Origin of the sequence: Methanothrix harundinacea 6Ac, from assembly GCF_000235565.1 — an archaeon.
GTDB classification, from domain to species: domain Archaea; phylum Halobacteriota; class Methanosarcinia; order Methanotrichales; family Methanotrichaceae; genus Methanocrinis; species Methanocrinis harundinaceus.
In genome coordinates this window covers 1,933,730-1,954,437 of record NC_017527.1, presented here as the reverse complement: position 1 = coordinate 1,954,437, position 20,708 = coordinate 1,933,730, and the positions used below count along the sequence as shown (strand labels likewise).

The following is a 20,708-nucleotide window of genomic DNA, read 5'->3' as shown; positions in this document are numbered from 1 at the left end:
GGCGGGGTCGATCGACCCATCGGCTCCCCTCTGGTGGTGGGTGGATCGAAGGCGCCCTTCACCCCACCAGTATCGAGTTCACCTCCCGGCCCCTCCCGGATATGTCCACCTTCGCCCGCTCGGTGACGGTGGAGTTGGGGGGTACCGGAATCTTCAGCTCCCGGAGGAGCTTCCCCTCGCCGTCCTCCAGGAGGACATTGGCGGTCCCTTCGGCGTCCCCGGAGTTTCGGAGGGTGATGGAGCAGTCGGCGTACCACCCCTCCGAGAGGTTCCAGCCGATCCTCACCTCGAACTCCTCGAGGCGGATGACGGCGCCCAGGGCCGTTTCTGCTCCGGGTTCGCCCTCCGGGCCGGCTTCATCGGAGGCCAGGCCGTCTACGCCTTCATCCGCGTCTTCGCCTTCGATCATTCTCCCCTCATCCTTCGCCTTCAGAACGAATAAGGGGAGAAAGTCGGCGAAGCTCGCCGTCCACTCCGGATCCTGGGGAGGGTCTCCGGCCAGGATCTCCCGCCAGCCCTCGTCGGTGAGCCTCTCCGAGGCGGGCTGCAAAAACTCGTAGTAGCTGTAGACCGGCCCCGCCGCGAGGAAGACCCCCCCATCGGGCCGATGGCAGGCGACGACCATCATCCTCACGTATCCTACCGCCTCCTCCAGGACCATATCGGTGTTGGGGTCAGTATGGACGTCGGCGACGATCGTCGTCTTCTTCGACCTCTCGTCCACCCCCAGGAGGGCCTCGTCGAGCCTCTCGCCTATATCCCGGATGAACCGGAGGTCGCCATCGGTCAGCTTCCTTCCCGCCAGCTCCGCCTCTGAGATCTCCTCAAGCCTCTCCAGGGTCGCCTCCAGGCTCATGAGGCGGCCTCGAGACGGCTCGTCGAGGAGCCCCTCCTCCTCCAGCACCTGGCGGCTCATCCGGGAGAGGTCCCGGAGCCTTCTATAGACCTCTGGGACCGGCTCGACGTATCCCGCCTCCGCCACCATCTCCTCGGGGGGAAGACCGCTGGCTACGAAGGTGTAGCTCTCTTTCGCGTAGAGGATCGTATCGTGGCGGAGCTCCGTCCAGGAGGCGAGGGCCGTCGTCAGACTCCGATCCTGCCAGGCGGTCGTCTGCATGAAGGCTGGTGCTCCGGCTTCGGGCTCCTGGAGGAGCGGCCTCAGGGCGAAGAGCCACGACCAGTAGAGGTTCCTCTGCCACTCCTCCTCGGAGATGGAGAAGAACTCCTCTCCGAGCTCCGCCCGCCGGGCGGAGTAGTTGGCGTAGCTTGAGTCCTCGAGCGCCACCAGGATCTCGTCGGCCCTCTCTGAGCCTAGGACCGCCATCAGGTCGAGGCCCCTCGGGAAGGAGCGGCCGTAGGGGCCGAGGGTGAAGGCCTCGCCCTCGCCGGTGTAGCCTCCGACGGCAGGAAATACCAGCCTCGTGAAGGCGTAGGAGTCGGGGACGAACCTCTGCCCCATCAGCCGGAATCCGGCGGTGGCGGCGAGGCAGAGGTCGGCCTCCTCCGGGGTGAAGGGAGGTTGGATGATGCAGGCCGGACTATCCGAGCCGGTCCCGCCGTATATCCTGGGGGGGCTGTAGGAAGCCAGCTCCGCCTTGAGGATGCTCAACTCTTCCTCCGAGAGGTCTCGGGCCTCGGCCGCCGGGCCGAAGAGGGCGTCGATCGCCTCGCGGTACTGGTACGGCCCCAGGTCGTCGGAGTAGCCGACGTAAAATGAGGTGACTCGGCTGATCCGGTCCCAGAGCTCCTTGGTGTCGGGGTCTTCCAGGAGGTCCTGGGCGATCATAGCCGCCGCCAGGGTCTGGACCCTCGCCTCCTCCTCGGAGACGAGGCAGCCGCCTTCGCACCCCTTGAGGAGGAAGCTCATCCTCCCGTACCAGGTCATCGCCATGAAGTAGTTCTTCAGCCTCTCGGACCGGGTGTAGTGTCCCCGGGGACGGTACTGGGAGTAGTCCTCGTCATAGCCGAATATCGGGGACGTCGCAGACCCGGCCTGGCCGTATATGAGGTCGAGCTCGGCCTCGACCACCTCCCTGACGGCTGGTGGCACCTCGAAGCTCTTCGCCTCCAGCTCCTCCGGGGTGAAGTAGGGGTACGTCCCAGCAAAGCGACCCTCATCGCAGTCCTGGGGGCCGCCGGAGCAGAGCTGATCCTCCTTCGGCGCGAGGAGGCTGAGGGCCGTCGAGAAGAAGGCGACGTTCCTCCTGGCCGCCTCCCTCGCGAGGCCGGAGGAGGCCTCGTGGTCGGCCTCCGCCCGAACGAGCATCTCTTCGGTCAGAGTCCACAGGTCGTCGTAGAACTCCTCCTCCTCGACCATCCTCAGGGTCTCGCCGAACTGGAGGTGGTAAGTATGGAGGAGGGAGTCGGAGGTTACAAAGATCGGAAGGTCGTGGTTTTTGAGGATCCTGTAGATGGGGTTGACCTCCTCTCGGACCGGGGAGAAGGGGTCGACGATTACCACAAATCCGTTCCTCTCAAGCCTCATTATAGCCGCCTCGCTCAGGGGCACCCTGGAAGAGAAGCTATCGAAGTTCTCGACCTCGTCCATGGATAGGGGGAGGCTGTAGCCCGAGCCCTCCTCCTCCAACCCTCCGGGGACCGCAAGAGAGATCCCAATGAGCCATATGGCGGCGATCGAAAGTCCAGACCAGATCCGGCTGCCCCGACCTTGGATGACGATATTCAGCATGATAACCCCCAGATCCCTACCAACTTCGAATCCAAATTATATGAATGTTTTCGGATCTTATAAAACCCGAGGACCATCGTTTCGGCTTAGACCTTCATCATCCCGGCCCGACTCCTACGATAGATCCCCTCACCCTGAAAGAGCGGAGGAACTCCTCGGCCACCTCCAGGTGCCTCTCCAGCATCTCTTCGCCGATCCGATCGAGCTGGTGGGCTAGGACCCTAGTCCTGGGGTTCTCGGCGAAGACGTCCCGGTGGAGGTGGACGAACCGCCAGAAGAGGCCGTCCCAGATCTCGGCCCACTCGCCCTTTGGCCAGTCCCCCATCCTCCGGAGGTAGCTGGAGCCGCTGATGTAGGGCTTGGTGGTGATGAGCCCTCCGTCGGCGTAGGTGGACATCCCGTAGACGTTGGGGACCATCGCCCAGTCAAAGGAGTCGATGAAGATCTCCATAAACCACCTGTAAACCTCGGCGGGGTCGATCTCGCAGAGGTTCATGAAGCTTCCGAGGACCATCAGCCTCTCGATGTGATGGGCGTAGGCGTGATCGATCGCCCGGCCGACGACCTGGTCCACAGGGGAAATCCCCGTCGTCCCGCTGTACAACGCCGGCGGGATCTTCTCGTGGTGGCCCCAGAAGTTAGATCTCCTCTCCCTATCCCCCTCGATCAGGTAGGCCGCCCTCATGAACTCGCGCCAGCCGATAAGCTGCCGGATGAACCCCTCCAGGGAGTTGATGGGGACTTCGACCTTTGATGCATGGGCGAGGGTCCTATCCAGAACCTCCCGAGGGGTGAGGAGGCCTATGTTGAGGGAGGAGGAGAGGAGGGAGTGGAAGAGGAAGGGATCGTCTCGTCTCATGGCGTCCTCGTAGTCGCCGAAGGAGGCGAGCCTCCTAGCGAGGAAGTCCTGGAGCCAGAGCTCCGCCTCTTTGAAGGTGGTGGGGAAGTTGAACCCATCGACGGAGCCGGGGTTATCGGGGAACCGCTCTTCTACGTACTCCTTCGCCTCCCTGACGATGCCGCTCTCTTCCAGGGCTGGCGGCGGCGGTATTTCGGCCTCCTTCGGGATGCGCCTCCGGTTCTCGGGGTCGAAGCTCCACCTTCCGCCCAGGGGCCTTCCATCCTCCACCAGGACCTTCAGCCTCAGCCTCTGCCGCCGATAGAAGGAGGCCATGGAGATCCGCTCCCTCCCCCGGAGGAGGTCGTGGGCGAGGGCCCTGGTGGTCAGAAATCCCGGGGAGTCGTCTACCTCGATCCTGATCCCCTTCGCCTCCAGCCCCTTGAAGAAGGATGCTTCAAGGGGGTGGTCGATGATCTCGGCCGTCCGCACGATCCCGATACCGCTCTCGTGGAGGGCTGAAAAGAGGGCCGGAAGGGCCTCCTTCCGCCTCTTCTCCAGGTACTCCACCTCAAGCCCCCTCTCCAAAAGCAGCTCCTGGTAGCCCCTCATGGAGGCTCTGTGGAGGACGAGCTTCTTCTTATTGAAGTTGAAATCGGTGAAGAACCGAGCCTCCTCCACCAGGAAGACCGTCGAGAGCTCCGGGTCCCGGAGGGACGGATGATCTCTATAGAGGTGGTGAGGAAATATGACAGCGGCTTTCTTATGGCTCATAGTCTTCCCCCGGGGGTCCGACCTCCAAGCTGCCGACTCCCCTCGTCGGTGGATATGATGGTTCCAGGATTTATCAGTTGCTGAAAATTGGATATATTCCATATCTTTTTAAATATGGAGGATCATTGATCTTACCATGGCTCAGCCGGTGAGGATCTCCGAGATATCCCTGTACCTCCGGTGCCCCAGGCTCCTCTACTTCCAGGCGATGGGCAGGAGGGTCCATCCCGAGGTGGAGACCCCTAAAAATATTCTGATGAGGGAGGTTGCCCTATCCCTCTCCGAGATCGGCCCGGAGGAGGGCGAAGACCTGGGGGAGTGGCTCCGGGAGGCCCTGGAGAGGGCGCTGGTCGAGGTTCCGGCGATCTATCGCGAACGGATAAACCCTCATGACCTCCAGGCCGCCGCCGAGGAGGTGGCCGCCTGGGCGGCGGAGGTGGCGCCGAAGATACAGGTATCCCTCCGGGAGATCAACCCCAGCACCGTGGAGGTGGAGCTCCGGTCCGATCGGCTCGGCCTCTCCGGGAGGGTCGACCGGGTCGTATCCCGAGGGGCTGAGGATGGCTCCAATCACCTCAGGATCCCGTCGATATTGAGGGTCGACCTTCCACCGGAGGCGGGGGTCTGGCGGTCCGACCGGCTCCGCCTCGCGGGGTACTCCATGCTCCTGGAGGAAGAGCTGGAGGCGAGGGTCGACCGGGGGCTCGTCGAGTACCTCCGGTCCGGGGAAGTCCGGGAGGTGGAGATCCGGCCGACGGACCGGCGCAGGGTCCTCCGGATCCGGGACCGGGTCAGGTCGATCCGGGAGGGAAAGCTTCCCGACCGGCCGCGGGAGGCTCCCTGCGAAAGGTGCCCCGTCCTCGAGTCCTGCGAGACGAGGCAGACCCTCGCCTCCAAGTTCTTCTGATCCAGAAGCGTTATATCCCTAAGGAGCGGTGACCCGAGCATGTTCGGAAAGAGGCACGTCCTCTCGATGCGAGAGTTCTCCCGGGAGGAGATCGACTCCGTCCTCGACCTCGCCGAGGCCCTGGAGCCCTACGCCCGGGGGGGGAGGTGCGACGTCCTCTCCGGAAAGATCCTCGCCCTCCTCTTCTTCGAGCCGTCCACCAGGACCCGCCTCTCCTTCGAGACGGCGATGATGCGCCTCGGGGGCAAGACCCTTAACCTGGGCCCTGCCGAGGGCTCGGCGATCGCCAAGGGGGAGTCCCTGGCGGACACCATCCGGGTGATCGGAGGATACGCCGACGCCCTGGTGATCCGCCACCCCAAGGAGGGCTCGGCCCGCCTGGCGGCCCAGTTCTCGCCGGTCCCCGTCCTCAACGCCGGGGACGGCGCCGGCCACCACCCCACCCAGACCCTCCTCGATCTCTACACCATCCGGAAGGAGAGCAGCCTCGACGACCTGAAGATCGCCCTCGTCGGTGACCTGAAGTACGGCCGGACCGTCCACTCCCTCGCCTACGCCCTCGCCCTCTACGGCGCCGACATCACCCTCGTCTCCCCCCCGACTCTGGAGATGCCGGGGCAGATCAAGGCGGATCTGGCGGGGAAGGGGACGATCGTCCGGGAGACCCACGACCTCGAATCCGTGATCAAAGAGGTGGACGTCCTCTACGTCACCCGGATCCAGAGGGAGAGGTTCCCCGACCCCTACGAGTACACCAAGGTGGCAAAGAGCTACAGGATCGCCCCCGAGAGCCTGAAAGGAGCGAAGGAAGGGCTGATCATCATGCACCCCCTCCCCCGGGTCGACGAGATCGCCCCCGAGGTGGACGGGACCGGCCACGCCGTCTACTTCCAGCAGTCCTTCTACGGCGTCCCGGTGAGGATGGCCCTCCTCAAGATGCTGATGGGGGAATCGCGTTGACTGAGACCGATATGAAGCTGAGGGTGACCCCCATCGGGAACGGGACCGTCATCGACCACATCCCGCCGGGGCAGGCCCTCAACGTCCTCAGGATCCTGGGGATAGATCGGACGACGGAGGCTACGATAAGCGTCCTGATGAACGTCTCCAGCCGCAGGTCCGGCAAAAAGGACATCGTGAAGGTGGAGGACCGGGAGCTGAAGGAGGAGGAGGTGAACAAGATCTCCCTCATAGCCCCCGGGGCGACGATCAACATCATCCGGGACCAGCGGGTCGTCGAGAAGTACACCGTCGACATGCCGGACCTGATTGTAGGGGTGGTGAGGTGTCCGAACCCCTCCTGCATATCCAACACCAGAGAGCCGATCAAGTCCCAGATCCTCGTCAAGAGCAAAAATCCCGTAATCCTGAGGTGCGTCTACTGCGAGCAGCCGATCGCCGAGAAGATAGCAGACTACTTAATATAGAAGGCAATTAGGCTGGAACGCTAGTTATCCTTTCGAAGGACGGAGTTCAAGATGACGGTAAAAGACGGAGATTTCATCAGGGTAGATTACACCGAGAGCGTCGACGGCCGGGTGATCTCCACCACGGACCGGGACCTGGCTATGAAGAACGACATCTACGAGGAGGGGGTCGAGTACGGCCCCGCCCTCATCATCGTCGGGTCAGGGGACGTGGTGGCGGGGTTCAAAGAGGAGCTGATCGGAAAGGAGATAGGCGCCTCCGGTAGCGTGGAGGTCCCCCCGGAGAAGGCCTACGGGGTCCGCGACCCCGAGGACGTCGAGCTGATCCCCCTCACCAAGTTCAAGAAGGAGAGGCCTGAGATCGGGATGCGGGTCTCGGTGGACGGGAAGATGGGGACCCTCACCCGGATCATCGGGAGGAAGGCGCGGATCGACTACAACCACGTCCTCGCCGACAAGGTCGTCAAGTACGACTACACCATCGTCGAACGGATCGAGGATAAGCTGGAGAAGCTGGAGGGCCTGATCAGGATCTTCGCCAAGATAGACCTCAAGGCCCAGATCCTGGAGGGGGACGTAGCCGAGATCGAGTCCCCCTGGGAGATGAGCTACTATCGGGAGTGGCCGATGATGAGGAGGGGGATCGCCGAGATGGCGATGCGGCTCCTCGACCTCAAAGAGGTCCGCTACCTCGAGAGCCACAAGGTCGCCCCGACCGTAACCTCAGAGCTCGTCTCACCCCCGGAGAAGGCCGGTGAGGCGGTGGAGGGGGGGTCCAGCCCCTCGGCAGGGGAAACCTCAGAATAGAGGCCCTTAAGAGATGAGCCCCCCTGGGCTGGAGCCAGGGGGTGCGCATCTCGTCCCCGGCGTCAGAGCTCGCCCCGCCGGATGAGGGTCCCAAGCCCAATCCGGCAAAAGGTTTTATACGGCCTGGGGTCTACCATCCATCCATGGCGCAAGAGCAATCTGCGTGGGATCGTTTTCTATAACATCGAAGCGCTCCGTGGAGAAGAAGTTCGAATTTTCGACACCACCCTCCGGGATGGTGAGCAGACCCCCGGCGTCTCCCTGACCCCGGAGGAGAAGATCATCATCGCCCGGCAGCTCGACAAGCTCGGCGTCAACGTCATCGAGGCCGGGTTTCCCGTATCCTCCCGGGGGGATTTCGAAGCGGTGAGGATGGTGGCGGCCGAGGGGCTCTCTGCCGAGGTCTGCGGCCTCGCCCGGATCATGAGAAAGGACATCGACGCCGCCCTCGACGCCGGGGTCGACATGGTCCACGTCTTCGTCTCGACCTCAGATATCCAGATCCAGCACACCATCAAGAAGAGCCGGGAGGAGATAGTCGCCCAGGCGGTGGAGGCGGTGGAGTACGTCAAGAGCCACGGGAGGACCTGCCTCTTCTCGGCGATGGACGCCACCAGGACCCCCGTCCCCTTCCTGAAGGAGATCTTCGGGGCGGTGGAGGGGGCGCGCTGCGACATCATCAACATCCCCGACACCGTCGGGGTGGCGATCCCGACGACCTTCCGCCAGCTGGTGAGGGAGATCTGTAACTCCACGAAGAAGATGGTCGTCGACGTCCACTGCCACAACGACTTCGGCCTCGCCGTCGCGAACAACCTCGCCGCCTTCGAGGCGGGGGCGAGGGAGGTCCAGGTGGCGGCGAACGGCCTCGGGGAGCGGGCGGGGAACGCGAACCTCGCCGAGACGGTGATGGGCCTCCATTCGATGTACGGAGCTAAGACCACCATCCACACCCCCTACCTCTTCGAGACGGCGAAGCTCGTAGAGCGGCTCACGGAGGTGAGGATATCCAGGACCGCTCCCATCGTCGGCGAGAACGCCTTCGCCCACGAGAGCGGGATCCACAGCCACGGGGTCCTGGAGAGGTCCGACACCTTCGAGCCGGGGATCATGACCCCGGAGATGGTCGGCCACAAGAGGAGGATCGTCCTCGGGAAGCATACGGGACGGCACGCCGTCAAGCAGTCCCTCTCGGAGATGGGGTACGCCCCCAACGACGATCAGCTCCAGGAGATCCTGGAGAGGGTCAAGGACCTGGGGGACAAGGGGAAGGCAGTCACCGGCGCCGACCTGATGACGATCGCCGAGGTGGTGATCGGCGAGCTGGCGAAGGACAAGCAGGCCGTCATCCTCAAGGAGCTGGCGGTGATGACAGGAAACACCCTCACCTCCACCGCCACCGTCCGGGCCGTCGTCCGGGGGGAGGAGCGGGTCCTCGCCGACATCGGGGTCGGCCCCGTGGACGCCGCCCTCAACGCCGTCCGGGGGATCCTGGGTGAGGAGACCGCCGTCAAGATCAGCGACTTCCGGATCGAGGCGATCACCGGCGGCTCCGACGCCCTCGCGGAGGTGGTGATCGGGGTCGAGAACGGCCGCCTCGGAAGGAAGGTGACGGCCAGGTCCGCCCGGGAGGATATAGTGATGGCCTCGGTGGAGGCGCTGATCAACGCCATAAACAGGCTGATGCTCCTGGAGGAAGACGCGATTTGAGCGACACAAAATTCGATGTGATAGACACCCACTGCCACCTCGACTTCAAGAACTTCAACCGGGATCGGGACGAGGTGATCCAGAGGGGGCGAAAGGCCGGGGTGACGACGATGATCAACTCCGGCATCGACCTCAAGACCAACAGGAAGAGCCTGGAGCTGGCCAGGAGGTACGACTTCGTCTTTGCGACCCTCGGCCTCAACCCCAACGGCCTCGGCGAGACGACCGACGAGGAGGTGGAGGCGACCCTCGACCAGATCCGGGCCCATGCAAAGGAGATCGTCGGCGTCGGCGAGGCGGGGCTCGACTACTACCGCTGCCCCGACGAGAGGGGGAGGGACCGGCAGCGGGAGGTCTTTCGGAAGGTCGTCGGCCTCGCGGAGGAGCTGGACCTCCCCCAGGTGATCCACGCCCGCCTCGCCGAGGATGAGGCCTTCGATGTGGTCAAAGACCTCAACAAGGTCGTCTTCCACTGCTACAGCGGGACGGTCGGGACGATGAAGGAGGCCCTCGACCGGGGCTTCTACATATCCCTCGCCACCGTCGTCTGCAGGTCCGCCCAGCACCAGGTTCTGGCGCGGCAGGTCCCCCTGGACCGGCTCCTGATCGAGACGGACAGCCCCTTCCTCTCCCCCCGGAAGGGGAGGAACGAGCCCGCCTACGTCCTCGACGGCCTCCACCTCATCGCCAGGATCAAGGGGCTCCCGCCCGAAGAGGTGGCGGAGGCGACGACCAAAAACGCTCGAAAGATATTCGGCCTCTGAGGGGGATCGTCGGGGCGGAGCCGCCTTCCTGCTTATGGCCGGGAAGCCTTCATCCCGGCCCCTCCAGGCATTATCCCCTTCCCGCCTATTAACGGAAGGCCTCCGAATTCGGCGAGCCCCATCTCCACACGACATCAGCGCCGCCCCATTGCCACCATCTATTTGTATCACCTCTCGGAGATGAGAGGCTAGAGGTTGGAGGATCTGGTGAGGTGAGATGAAGGCGAAGGATCTCTTCGGGGGCTTCGGAACCGAGAGGCTCTCCCTTATGGGCAGAGGGCAGAGGGATCGGGCAAGCCGGGAAGGCTGGGACGACCCCGACCCCTGGGACGACGATCGGTACTCTCCTTCCGGCGGGTTTCGGCTTCCGGTGACCTACTCGGGGATGATTCTGATCTTATGCGTCCTCTTCTACTTTGTGAGCGTCGCCTACCCCTCTTTCACATTCAACTATCTGGCATTGAGACCCGCCCTCCTCGCCGCCCATCCCTGGACCCTCATCACCCACATCTTCGTCCACGCCGATATGGCGCACCTCCTCTTCAACATGATCTTCCTCTTCTTCTTTGGGACCGAGCTGGAGCGGAGGGTGGGCGAGTCGAGGTTCCTCCAGATCTTCATCATATCGGGGCTTGTCGCTGCCATCGGGCAGATGGCGGTGCTTCCTGCGGGGAGCATGGTGGGCGCCAGCGGAGCCCTCTTCGGCGTCATGGGCTGCCTCGCCGTCATAGCCCCCGAGATCACGGTCTTACTATTCTTCGTGATCCCCCTGAGCATCAGGGCGGCGGTGGTCCTCTTTGCGATCATCGACTTCGCCTTCATGGGGTCCGCCGACAACATAGCCCACATGGCTCACATCGCAGGCCTCCTCGTGGGCCTCGCCTACGGCGGTATCTTGAAGGATCGATATCGTCGAAGATACCGCTGAGGTCAGCAGGAACCGTTAAGCTCTTGTGGGGTTGGGCGAAAGAGAAGCTCCGGGGCGACGGAGAGTCCGGTGGTGACTGATCCTCGCCCCTCCGGAACGTGGTGGTAGTCTGGGAGACGAGATCGGGATCATCGTGGGGGAGACGACCCCCTTCGAGTTCAAGTTTCTGATGGCGGGAGAGGCCCCCAGAGGCAGCTACGTAAAGGTCAAGGAGGGATCGAAGGACTGGATGGTCGCCCAGGTGATGGAGGTGACCAGGTCCAACGTCGCCTACAGCCTCAGCGCCATCGACGAGGAGAACCCCGGGGCTAAGGAGAGGGTCCTGGGGCTCGCCCGAGTGATCGGGGTCGCCTCGGGAGGCAGGCTGGAGATGGCGGCCGCCCCTCCCCGACCTGGAGATCCCGTATTCAGGGCCGACGACCATCTCATCGAGATGGCCCTGGGCCTCTCGAAGGGGAACCTCTACATCGGCCTGTTGGAGGGGCACGACCTGAAGGTGAAGCTCGACGCCGATGCCCTCGTCCAGAAGCACTGCAGCATCCTCGCCAAGACCGGGAGCGGTAAGTCCTACACCGCTGCCGTCGTCCTGGAGGAGCTCCTGGAGAAGGGGGTAGCTCTCCTGATCATCGATCCCCACGGCGAGTACGCCTCGATGAAGCAGAAGAACTCCAAAGGGGAGTTCGCCAGGTTCGACGTCAGTCCGAGGGGGTACGACGTGACGGTCTACTCCCCGGCGAGCTCCGCGGCAGCCCCCCACGCCGACCGCCCCCTCCGGTTCAACGGCAGAAACCTCACCGCCCGGGAGATATCGGCGATGCTCCCCGAGGACGTCACCAACAGCCAGCGGGGGGTCCTCTACGAGGCGATAAAGGTCCTCGAGGCGGAAGGGGGCGACTACGGGCTGGAGGAGATCATCGCCCAGGCGGAGAAGGATAGCAGCAAAGCGAAGTGGGGGCTGATCGGCCACCTCGAGGCCCTGGCGGACCTCGGCATATTCTCAGGTAAGCCGACGGGCCTCGGCGACCTCCTCCAGCGGGGGCGGGCCTCCATCATCGACATGACCGGCGTTCCTCCAGACCTCCAGGGGATGATCGTCGCAAAGCTCCTCTCCGACCTATTCGAGGCGAGGAAGAGAGGGCGGGTCAACCCCGGGATGGTCGTCGTCGAGGAGGCTCACAACTACATCCCGGAGAGGGGGAGCGGCCGCGCCGCCAGCACCCCCGTCATCAGGACCATAGCCGCCGAGGGGAGAAAGTTCGGCCTCGGCCTCCTCGTCATCAGCCAGAGGCCGGCGAGGGTCGATAAAAACGTCATATCCCAGTGCAACACCCAGATCATCCTCCGGGTCACAAACCCCAACGACCTCCGGGCCCTCAGCAAGGGGATCGAGGGGATGAGCTCCGAGCTCGAAGAGGAGATCAAGCGGCTTCCCCCGGGGACGGCGATGCTCGTAGGAGGCGAGATCGAGCACCCCGTCACCGTCAAGGTGAGGCCCCGAAAGAGCAGGCACGGCGGGGTGAGCACCCCCATCGTCGGGGATGGGAGGGCCGATAGAGGAGGAAAGGCCGCCCCCCCCCAGCCGAAGGGGCCGGATAAGAGACAGGATTCCGGCAAGGCCGAGAGGAAGGAGCCCGCCGGGGGCCTCCTCCGGAAGATCCTGGGGAAATGATCCATTTTATCCTGACGCCGTCAGGAGATCGCCGAAGGAGACGGGATCCGCATGATGAGGACCGAGGCCGCGACCGCCGCCGCCGCCCCGAAGAGGAAGGTCGCCTCTGGGCCTATCCCCTGCCAGAGGGCTCCCGCCACCAGCCCCGAGGCGATGGCGGCGACGCCGACGGCGGCGTAGTAGGCCCCGAGGCCCGTACCCCTCGCCTCCGCCCCGCAGAGGTCCGAGACTAAGGCCCGCTCCGCACCGTCGACGAGGGCGAAGACGAGGCCGTAGAGGACGAATAGGAGGATGAGGACCGGGGCCGAGGAGACGAGGGCGAAGCCGAGGGAGGTCACGGCGAAGAGGAGGTAGCCGAGGGTCAGGACCTTCTTTCTTCCGACCCGGTCCGACCACGCCCCGCTGGGGATCGAGAAGATGGTGTAGACCAGGTTGAAGAGGATGTAAAGAAGGATGGGGGCGCCGATGGCCAGATCTCCGGAGAAGAACCCCTGGGCCCTCAGGATGAAGAACATGTAGCTACAGTTCCCCAGGGCGAAGAGGGATGCCACTCCGACGAAGGGGACGATCTCCGGGGAGAGGCGGGGGCGGAGGCAGCCTCCGGACCGCCTCCTCCCCTCCCGGACGGGGACGAGGGGCAGGAGGGCGAGGAAGGCGACGGCCCCGGCGACGAGGAAGATGGTCCTGAAGTCCATCCCAGCCTGCCATAGGAGGTAGGCGAGGGCCGACCCGACGACGGCGCCGAAGGAGTCAAGGGCCCGGTGGACGCCGAAGCCCCTCCCCCTCCCCTCCCTGGACGCCGACTCGGCGATGATGGCGTCCCGGGGGGCGGACCGGATGCCCTTGCCGGACCGCTCCAGGACCTTGAGGACGAAGACCTGCTGCCAGGTGGCGGAGAGGGCGAGGAGGAGCTTTCCCGCCGCCGAGAGGGAGTAGCCCGCCGCCACCAGGGGCTTTCGCGCCCCCATCCTGTCGGACCAATATCCGGAGAGGAGCTTGAAGAGGCTTGGAAGGCCGTCGGCAAGCCCCCCAATGAGGCCGATGGCGAGGCCTCCGGCGCCCAAGGAGGCTATGAAGAGGGGCAGAATCGGCTGGATGATCTCGCTGCTGGCGTCGTTTAAGAGGCTCACCAGGCCGAGGAGGTATATGTTCCTCTTCCCTTCGCCCCTGCCCTCCGGGGGATCTTCTGTCACAGATGGCCGCTGAAGCAGCGGAGGGCAAGAAAGGTTTCGGTTCGATCTTGCTCCTCCTTCGAAGATTGTTTATAGGACGGAGGTCAATTTGGTGTCTTGAAGGACCGCAGCCGAATTCTCCGTTAAGAGGCAGAAATGTATCTACAGTCTCCGAGGTGAGAGGAGTGGCGGAGCGGACAAGCCCCAGTTCTATGGAGTTTAAAGGCACGGGGAGCAGCCATAGCTCCCCCAGATCCGAGACCCGAGATAAACGCCTCATCTCCGCGGCTGAGGGAGATCGCCGCCTCCGAGAGGAGCTCTCCAAGCTCCTGACCGATAGGAGAGAGGCGGGGCTAGAGGGGCTCGTCGGAGGGCTTGAGGCCGTCGTCATCAACACCGAACCCCACCTATGGGGGCTGGCCTCCGAGGAGCTTTTGAGGTCCACGGGCCACGGCTTCGTCGAGGCGTTCCGGGACCCTCAATCGATGACGGCCGTCCTGAGCAATGAGGGGTCCTCAGACATTCTAGTCAGATCTAGGCTCGGTGGAGATAACCCATTTCTGCGTCATAACCTGCATCCAAAGTCCGGCCACCTTCCCAACACGAGGCTTGAGACCCTGGTCTTCAGGACCAAAGATATTGAGGAGCTCATCTCCATCCAGAGGTCCAGGGGGGTTTCGTTCCTATCCGAGGATATGATCGAAGGCGATAATTGCGCCTTCATCCAGACTGTCCCTTCCAAATATACAGGAAACTCCATCGGATTCATCGAAAGGGGCGGAGGAGCACCCGACTATAGAACTCCCGATAGCGAACCCCTCGAATTTGATCTCGCAAAGCCGGATCTCGGCCATCTATCGAAGATAACCTATCTCGACCATGCTGCAACCCGGGTCAGAGCCGAGGATAGGGCGGCTGCGATGAAGGAGTTTTTGAGCCTGACAAACTACTGCTTTGATTTTGCAATTTATGTCAGAGAATTGAACTCCATCACCAGCGTCGCCAGGTTCGAAGGCTCAAAATTCGCCATGGTCTTCACCTCGGGGATCTCCCCCTACGTCAGCGAGGAGATCTCGGGGCCGACGGAGAAGTTCGTTCACAACTACGGAGCCCGGGTCCACCACCTCGCCTTCCAGACCGAGGAGATAGAGGAGACGTGCTCTTCCCTCATCGGGGACGGGATCGAATTTCTGATCGCCCTAGTCGGCTCGCCGGAGGAAGGTCTGAAGCAAACCTTCACCCAGCCCTCCCCTCATACTCTTATCGTGAACGAGTACATCCACCGGTACGGAGACTTCGACGGCTTCTTTACAAAAAGCAACGTAACCCTCCTCACCAAAGCCACAGGCAATCAGTAGGAAAAGGGATAAAAGGATCGGAGGTGAAGAGGAGATAAACCTGCGGGAGTTAGAAGATATGAGAATAATAGATCCCCTCAAGCTGGCAGCCTCCCTGGGAGGATGTTATCTGGCGGCGGCCATCGGCTCGCTCTTCACCACCCCTAACATCCCCACCTGGTACGCCACCCTATCGAGGCCCGACTTCGCACCCCCCGACTGGGTCTTCGGCCCCGTCTGGACCGCCCTCTACACCATGATGGGGATCTCGGCCTACCTCGTCTGGCGGGAGGGGCTCGCCGACCCCGGGGTTAGAGCAGCCATGGGGGTATTCGTCCTCCAGCTGGCCTTCAACGTCTCCTGGTCGGCAGCCTTCTTCGGCCTCCGCTCACCCCTTGCGGGGCTCGCAGTCATCATCATCCTCTGGGGCCTGATAGCCCTCAACATCCAGAGGTTCAGGGGGATATCCCGGACCGCAGGGGCCCTCCTTATTCCGTACCTTCTTTGGGTGAGCTTTGCGGCGGTCCTCAACTTTGAGATATGGAGGCTCAATTGAGGGAACGGGGGCTATCTCTTCAGGCAGAGCCCACGATGATCATCCCGAAGAGGATGTTCAGGGCCATCAGGAGAAGGGCGGCCCTGCCCAGAAATCTGTGGACCCTCCTCATCCTTCTTCCGAGATCCGTCCCCACCCTCAGCTGGATAAATCCGAGGAGGGGGTTAACGATCAGAAGGAGGACGATGAAGGACCCCAGATAGGCGTGCGGGACCCGCAAGTGCTCCTGAGAGGCGGCAGAGACCATATAAGCTGCAACAGCCATCGCAGATACGGCCAAGGCCGCCCCCGAGATCCCCAGGATCCTGTGCTTCTTCAGCCAGCCCGGGCCCTTCCGCCGGGCGACGGTCATCCCCCAGACGAGGAGGAGGAACGCGAGGACGGCGAGGGAGGCATGATACGGCGCGAGCCTCGCGATCTCGCTGGATAGGCCCTGATTGGGGCTGGTGGCTAGGGCTCCGGCGGGGGCGGTCAACAGAAGGATCGATGGAGGGAAGGGCCGAAGGTTCGATCTGATCCGCCGACGGATCTTGCGGCCTTCTCCCCACGGGGCTGGATTCTGGTTCAGGACTGAGCCTCCCTTCCATTCAGGACCGAAAGATGAGTTTCGCGGCAGAGGGTTCATTTCAGCTTCTTGTGGCAGAACCACCAGTCCTCGCAGACGATATCTCCTCCCGTCTTTCTGGTGGCCGCGGTCTTCTCGTCGGAGGGCGGAGGTATTATGACCTCGTCTCCGAAGAGGTCGTTATTCGGCCAGTTGGCGGGGAGGGCCACCTTGTTCTTGTCGGAGATCTGGAGGGCCCTGACAGCTCTGAGGATCTCGTCCATGTTCCTTCCGATCTCCTGGGGGTAGTAGAGCATCAGCCTGATCAGGCCGTTGGGGTCCACCACGAAGACGGCTCTTACGGTGTTGGTCCCCTTGCCGGGATGGACCATCCCGAGCTTTCCGGCGACGGTGCCGTTATCCGCAATGATGGGGAAGGTTATCTTTACGTCCATTTTCTCCTGGATCCACTCTGTCCACTTCATGTGAGAGTGAACCTGATCCATGGAGAGGCCCACCAGGGCGCAGTTCAGATCATCGAACTCCTTCTTCATCTTCTGGAAGGCTATGAACTCCGTGGTGCAGACGGGAGTGAAGTCTCCGGGGTGGCTGAAGAGGATAAACCACTTTCCCGAAAGGTCGGCCGGGATCTTCATCCTGCCGTGGGTCGTCTGGACCTCCATATCCGGTACCCTCTCCCCCAGGAGGGGGATCCCAGCTCTCGGTTCGTGCTCCATAACTTTTTTCCTCCTTAGATTAAAATACGTAATAAGCTACTTTAATTTCTAGGCCTAAAAATATTGCCCCAAATCTATACCAGATTTTAATAAAAATGAGGGGACAGGAGAAGGAAGAGGGGAGCTCAGCGCTCCGCCTCGGCCTCGATCTCCATGATCAGCCTCTCTCCACCGCTGACGTAAGTCATGTAGTGGATGACTATACATAAGCCCCAGCCGATGGGAGAGTACCAGGGCTGCCATATCGGCAGGTTGGGATTGGCCGGCATTACCATCATATAGTTGATCGCCAACCACACGATGTTGACCACCAGGTAGATTATGAGGTGCGTCATGAACAGCTTCTTCATCCTCGCCTGCATGGCGGTCCTGAACGACTTTTTGTACGCTTCGTCGACCATCTTCTAACCTCACCTCCAGATCATGTGCTAGTATCTTTCTTTCCTAGTTAATATATAAAGGTTTCGCGGGGGATTGTGCTATGATTATATGAAAAGGTTTACATTCGAGCGTTGACCATCTCCATAGAGCATTCGTTTATGATAATTCGCGGAGATTTAATCCCCAATCGTCCTTGCGAGATCCCCGGCGATCTATCAGGAAAAAATGGACGAAGGGAGGGAAGAGGCGAAATCAGGCCTTCATCACATCTTCGAACTCCCTCTCGCTGAGGAACTGAGGGGCATACATGATCCCCATATCCTCCAGGTCCCTGACGTAAGACCGGAGGTGTTTCCTCGATCCTGCCAGAAGCCCTTGGAAGACGACCCTCACGTCCTCATTCTCCGCAACCTCCAGCTCCTTCTCCAGGTCCATGATGCTGATCTCCTCGAAGGCCGCTGCCACCCTGAGGGCATCCTCCTCCGATCTCATCCCCCGGGCGAGAAGTTCTTCGTAGAGGTCGATGAGGGTTTGATTGCTGAAGGCCCCAGGCTCATCGCCGACGGGGAGGACCAGATGGTACTTATCGACGAGGGTCTTGGCCTGGTCCATGTGGCTCTGCTCGGACCTTTCAAGGTCGAGAAATACCTCCAGCTTCGTAGCCCTGTAGAGCTCAGCGTAAAGGTCCCGGGCCACCTTCTCCTCCTCCCATATGAAGAGGACCCCCTCCGCCTCCCTGGGGGTTAGGGTGGCTACTGCTGATCCGGGGACCTGGTCCTCGACCAGGGGGAGGATCGCCTCGCCGTAGGCGACGTTATGCTTCAGTTTCCTCGAATCCAGATCTGCCATCGCCCAGATGACGGAGACGCTCTCGCCCGGCTCGAGGAGCTTGTCGAACTCATCGCCGGTATCGAGCTTCCTCTTGAACTCTATGACGGTATATCCGTCCTCCTCAGACCCGGCAAACTCCAAGATGTCGTAGGTTCCTCCCAGGAAGGTGTCGTCTTCGTGGGGGCCGTAACGGCCGGTGGAGTAGAGATCCAGAACCGTGGTCTTCCCGCCGTCCACCGAACCCATGATCATATCCGCATCCTTCATCCATTCCAGGGGATCGAAGCCTATCGAGATCCATCCCTCAGTCCTCCCCTTCAGGGCCATGTAGAGATGCTCCTGATCGCTCCTCCAGGAGATCTCCAGATCGCCCCCCGAATAGCCGGATCTCGCAGGGCCCATCAAGAGGATCGTCCTTGAATATTCGTTCTCACCCACCATACCGTCCGCCGACCAGCCCTCAGAAGCCACTCTCTCCGAGATAGTCCCCCCTTCAGGGGGCTGGACGCATCCTGATAGGAGGACGAAGAATCCCATCAACAACACCGAGGAAGAAGCCTTCATCGAAAACACCTCAAGATGTTTTCGTCCCGATGGGATATCAATATGTCGAAATGGCTCAAAATTGGGGTGGGTGGGAGGTGGCTGGATCTCTGGAGAGGGGAGAAGGGGGGAGGATATTTTGAAGATATTGGAGAGGGAGAAAAGTTGAAGGGTGCCCCCCTGATCAGAGGGGGAAGAACCTCTGAAAGTTCATCATGGCCTGAAGGTTTGCGGGGAGGGCGGCGTTGCTGTCGGTAGGCTCCACCGACTTAGTGGGGGTTGAGAGGTCGTCGATGGAAACCTCATTGGAGCGGAGGTAGCGCTCGCAACGTCGGTCTATCATCACCATGTACGCCGACTCCGGGGGCCCTTCGCCCTCCTCTACAGAGAACCAGAGGCCTGTGAGATTCATGGGGTGGTTGAGGGCGCAGAAGCCGTATATTCGACCGCCGTCCTGGTCGCGGATCTCAACCCAGGTTCTGGAGGACTGGGGGTTGAGGCCACACGGTGGGAGGTCTGGTGCCGCCTCGAAGATCTCAGGAGGATAGGCGTTCCAGTTCGCGACGGCGAGATTGTACCGGGTGAAGTTTTTTCCGCTCACCGTATAGCTCTCTATTCCCGTCAACTCGAGCTGGGGGTCCGGAAGGTCCTGGAAGCATCTATCGCCTTCCCTCCGCTCGAAGAGGAAACTTTCGGCGTAGGCTGACCGACCGCTCCCATCAGGGAACCTGGTATAAACATCGGCCCGGATCTGATCCGGCTCTGAGGGGAGGATGACCATCAGCGTCTCGCCGAAGCTCAATCTCCAGATGGCAGATAGGGCCGTCGCCTCCGAGGCGAGGTCTGAATCGATCCTAGGACCGTAGGCGATGGAGGAGTTCGCGCTGCCCCAATAGCACTCCTCGGGATCGCACCGTCCCCAGGCGCCGACATTCACCTCCAGACCAGTAACGCCGATCTCTAGGGCGGTGACGCCACTGGCTTCGGGGTCGACGTTAATCCAGTATCCAGAGAAATGGTCCAGCTGGGCCGATCCTCCCGGAGATGCGGCGGCGAAGACGAGGCCCAGGATCACCATAATTGAGGGTTCTTTCATCCTATTCCTCCAAAAATTATATGTTAACCTCCTCACGTCTTCCTCCAATTATTTCTAGTTGTTGACAGAGCTAGTAATAGCAATCGCCATCTACCATTTCGACCAAAGATACCGATCCGTCTCGCCGCAGATCTGATCCCTTCCGAGAGCTGGGAAAATTTTCGCGCATCTCAGGACCTTGGCGAACTCTCACTTCTTCGTCGGATCATATATTAATGTATAGAATTAGATACAATTTATAAATTAAAATCTGTTAAAAATTTGTATTTTTTAAAAATAGACGATAATTAGTTCTGTTATTTTAAAATTTTAATTTTTATTAAAGTATTGATTGATTTAATATATTGTAATAGAATTTAGTACTAATAAATTAATAAAAATAATCTATTAATACATATAATATTCTAAATAAATAACTAATTTTATGTAATATTATTATGGATTTATTGAGTAAAAAATAAAAAAAATAATTTTTATCATCTCCGTTGCAGAGGGGGGATGGGAGCGGGGCTCCAAACTAAAGAGGATGTCTTTCTGCTCAGACCCTTATTCACATAACGTATATGCACAATATTTTAGCTCTCCAAAGATGCACCATCTTTCTACCTATTTAGTTCCAAAGGCTATATGAATATGACCCCCTCGTCGCATACCATGATGCTTCGCGAGGGGAAAGAGGCCCTTGAAAGGAAGGAGGTGTTGGAGAGGGAGTCCATGCTGATATAGTATAAGAATGATTTAGAGATAGAAATTATTATGTAGATAATTTTATAGATAATTTTGAAGGACATAAAGTCTATATTTCAAGCCCCAATTAGATGTTTATAAAAATCTCAAAATTAATAAATCTATTCAAGTTCTTTACGAAACAAAGTGACGATTGGAGGAGGACGGAGACCTAGATTTTAGGCTATCTATTATATATATTTTATAAATATACAAGTCTGTCCGCTCATAAAAAAAAAGTCAAATTTTAATAAAATTTCGCATATAGTCTA

The 20,708-nt window shown here is 60.5% G+C and carries 18 protein-coding genes; 10 read left to right on the top strand and 8 right to left on the bottom strand.

Annotation, left to right across the window (positions count from 1 at the left end):
- Positions 1 to 58: 58 nt before the first annotated feature.
- On the bottom strand, positions 59 to 2,689 hold the full coding sequence (locus MHAR_RS09225) for a DUF3160 domain-containing protein (RefSeq protein WP_014587347.1): 2,631 nt from the start codon (positions 2,687 to 2,689) through the stop codon (positions 59 to 61).
- A 97-nt stretch (positions 2,690 to 2,786) separates the two neighbouring features.
- Positions 2,787 to 4,301 (bottom strand): cryptochrome/photolyase family protein, encoded by a 1,515-nt coding sequence (locus tag MHAR_RS09220; RefSeq protein WP_048144577.1) that lies wholly within the window; start codon positions 4,299 to 4,301, stop codon positions 2,787 to 2,789.
- A gap of 136 nt (positions 4,302 to 4,437) precedes the next feature.
- On the opposite strand from MHAR_RS09220, the gene MHAR_RS12580 reads away from it, so the two are divergent.
- The 8 genes from MHAR_RS12580 (at position 4,438) to MHAR_RS09180 (ending at position 12,513) form a co-directional block, all read left to right on the top strand.
- The gene (locus MHAR_RS12580) at positions 4,438 to 5,208 is read left to right on the top strand and encodes a CRISPR-associated protein Cas4 (protein ID WP_014587345.1); all 771 of its coding nucleotides are present in this window, start codon (positions 4,438 to 4,440) and stop codon (positions 5,206 to 5,208) included.
- 39 nt (positions 5,209 to 5,247) lie between these two features.
- Complete coding sequence (gene pyrB, locus MHAR_RS09210) at positions 5,248 to 6,168, top strand: aspartate carbamoyltransferase (protein WP_014587344.1); 921 nt, start codon at positions 5,248 to 5,250, stop codon at positions 6,166 to 6,168.
- Positions 6,165 to 6,635 (top strand): aspartate carbamoyltransferase regulatory subunit, encoded by a 471-nt coding sequence (pyrI, locus tag MHAR_RS09205; RefSeq protein ID WP_014587343.1) that lies wholly within the window; start codon positions 6,165 to 6,167, stop codon positions 6,633 to 6,635. Before pyrB ends, pyrI begins: the two co-directional genes overlap by 4 nt.
- A 51-nt stretch (positions 6,636 to 6,686) precedes the next feature.
- A complete protein-coding gene (locus tag MHAR_RS09200; protein ID WP_014587342.1) occupies positions 6,687 to 7,442 on the top strand; it encodes an FKBP-type peptidyl-prolyl cis-trans isomerase in 756 nt (251 codons plus the stop codon).
- A gap of 81 nt (positions 7,443 to 7,523) precedes the next feature.
- Positions 7,524 to 9,152 carry a 2-isopropylmalate synthase gene (locus MHAR_RS09195; RefSeq protein WP_014587341.1) on the top strand — a complete coding sequence of 543 codons (1,629 nt, stop codon included), beginning with the start codon at positions 7,524 to 7,526 and terminating at the stop codon, positions 9,150 to 9,152.
- Complete coding sequence (locus MHAR_RS09190) at positions 9,149 to 9,916, top strand: TatD family hydrolase (protein ID WP_014587340.1); 768 nt, start codon at positions 9,149 to 9,151, stop codon at positions 9,914 to 9,916. Before MHAR_RS09195 ends, MHAR_RS09190 begins: the two co-directional genes overlap by 4 nt.
- 217 nt (positions 9,917 to 10,133) lie before the next feature.
- A complete protein-coding gene (locus tag MHAR_RS09185; RefSeq protein ID WP_014587339.1) occupies positions 10,134 to 10,844 on the top strand; it encodes a rhomboid family intramembrane serine protease in 711 nt (236 codons plus the stop codon).
- A 133-nt stretch (positions 10,845 to 10,977) separates the two neighbouring features.
- Complete coding sequence (locus tag MHAR_RS09180) at positions 10,978 to 12,513, top strand: ATP-binding protein (RefSeq protein WP_014587338.1); 1,536 nt, start codon at positions 10,978 to 10,980, stop codon at positions 12,511 to 12,513.
- A 20-nt stretch (positions 12,514 to 12,533) separates the two neighbouring features.
- On the opposite strand, the gene MHAR_RS09175 is transcribed toward MHAR_RS09180, so the two are convergent.
- Positions 12,534 to 13,706, bottom strand: coding sequence for an MFS transporter (locus MHAR_RS09175; RefSeq protein WP_014587337.1), 1,173 nt, complete (start codon positions 13,704 to 13,706; stop codon positions 12,534 to 12,536).
- Between the two features lie 191 nt (positions 13,707 to 13,897).
- Between MHAR_RS09175 and MHAR_RS09170 the strand changes: the two genes are divergently transcribed.
- Positions 13,898 to 15,043, top strand: a complete 1,146-nt coding sequence (locus MHAR_RS09170; RefSeq protein ID WP_014587336.1) for a hypothetical protein — start codon at positions 13,898 to 13,900, stop codon at positions 15,041 to 15,043.
- A 58-nt stretch (positions 15,044 to 15,101) separates the two neighbouring features.
- The gene (locus tag MHAR_RS09165; RefSeq protein WP_014587335.1) at positions 15,102 to 15,578 is read left to right on the top strand and encodes a TspO/MBR family protein; all 477 of its coding nucleotides are present in this window, start codon (positions 15,102 to 15,104) and stop codon (positions 15,576 to 15,578) included.
- A 19-nt stretch (positions 15,579 to 15,597) separates the two neighbouring features.
- Here MHAR_RS09165 and MHAR_RS09160 read toward each other — a convergent pair whose 3' ends face one another.
- From MHAR_RS09160 to MHAR_RS12570, 5 genes are all read right to left on the bottom strand, one after another.
- Complete coding sequence (locus MHAR_RS09160) at positions 15,598 to 16,053, bottom strand: hypothetical protein (protein WP_048144576.1); 456 nt, start codon at positions 16,051 to 16,053, stop codon at positions 15,598 to 15,600.
- A gap of 146 nt (positions 16,054 to 16,199) precedes the next feature.
- A complete protein-coding gene (locus MHAR_RS09155; RefSeq protein ID WP_014587333.1) occupies positions 16,200 to 16,859 on the bottom strand; it encodes a peroxiredoxin in 660 nt (219 codons plus the stop codon).
- Positions 16,860 to 16,984: 125 nt separating this feature from the next.
- A complete protein-coding gene (locus MHAR_RS09150; RefSeq protein ID WP_014587332.1) occupies positions 16,985 to 17,260 on the bottom strand; it encodes a 2TM domain-containing protein in 276 nt (91 codons plus the stop codon).
- A 232-nt stretch (positions 17,261 to 17,492) separates the two neighbouring features.
- A complete protein-coding gene (locus MHAR_RS12575) occupies positions 17,493 to 18,635 on the bottom strand; it encodes a DUF2202 domain-containing protein (protein WP_014587331.1) in 1,143 nt (380 codons plus the stop codon).
- Positions 18,636 to 18,798: 163 nt separating this feature from the next.
- Positions 18,799 to 19,710 (bottom strand): hypothetical protein, encoded by a 912-nt coding sequence (locus MHAR_RS12570; protein ID WP_143763374.1) that lies wholly within the window; start codon positions 19,708 to 19,710, stop codon positions 18,799 to 18,801.
- Positions 19,711 to 20,708 lie beyond the last annotated feature (998 nt).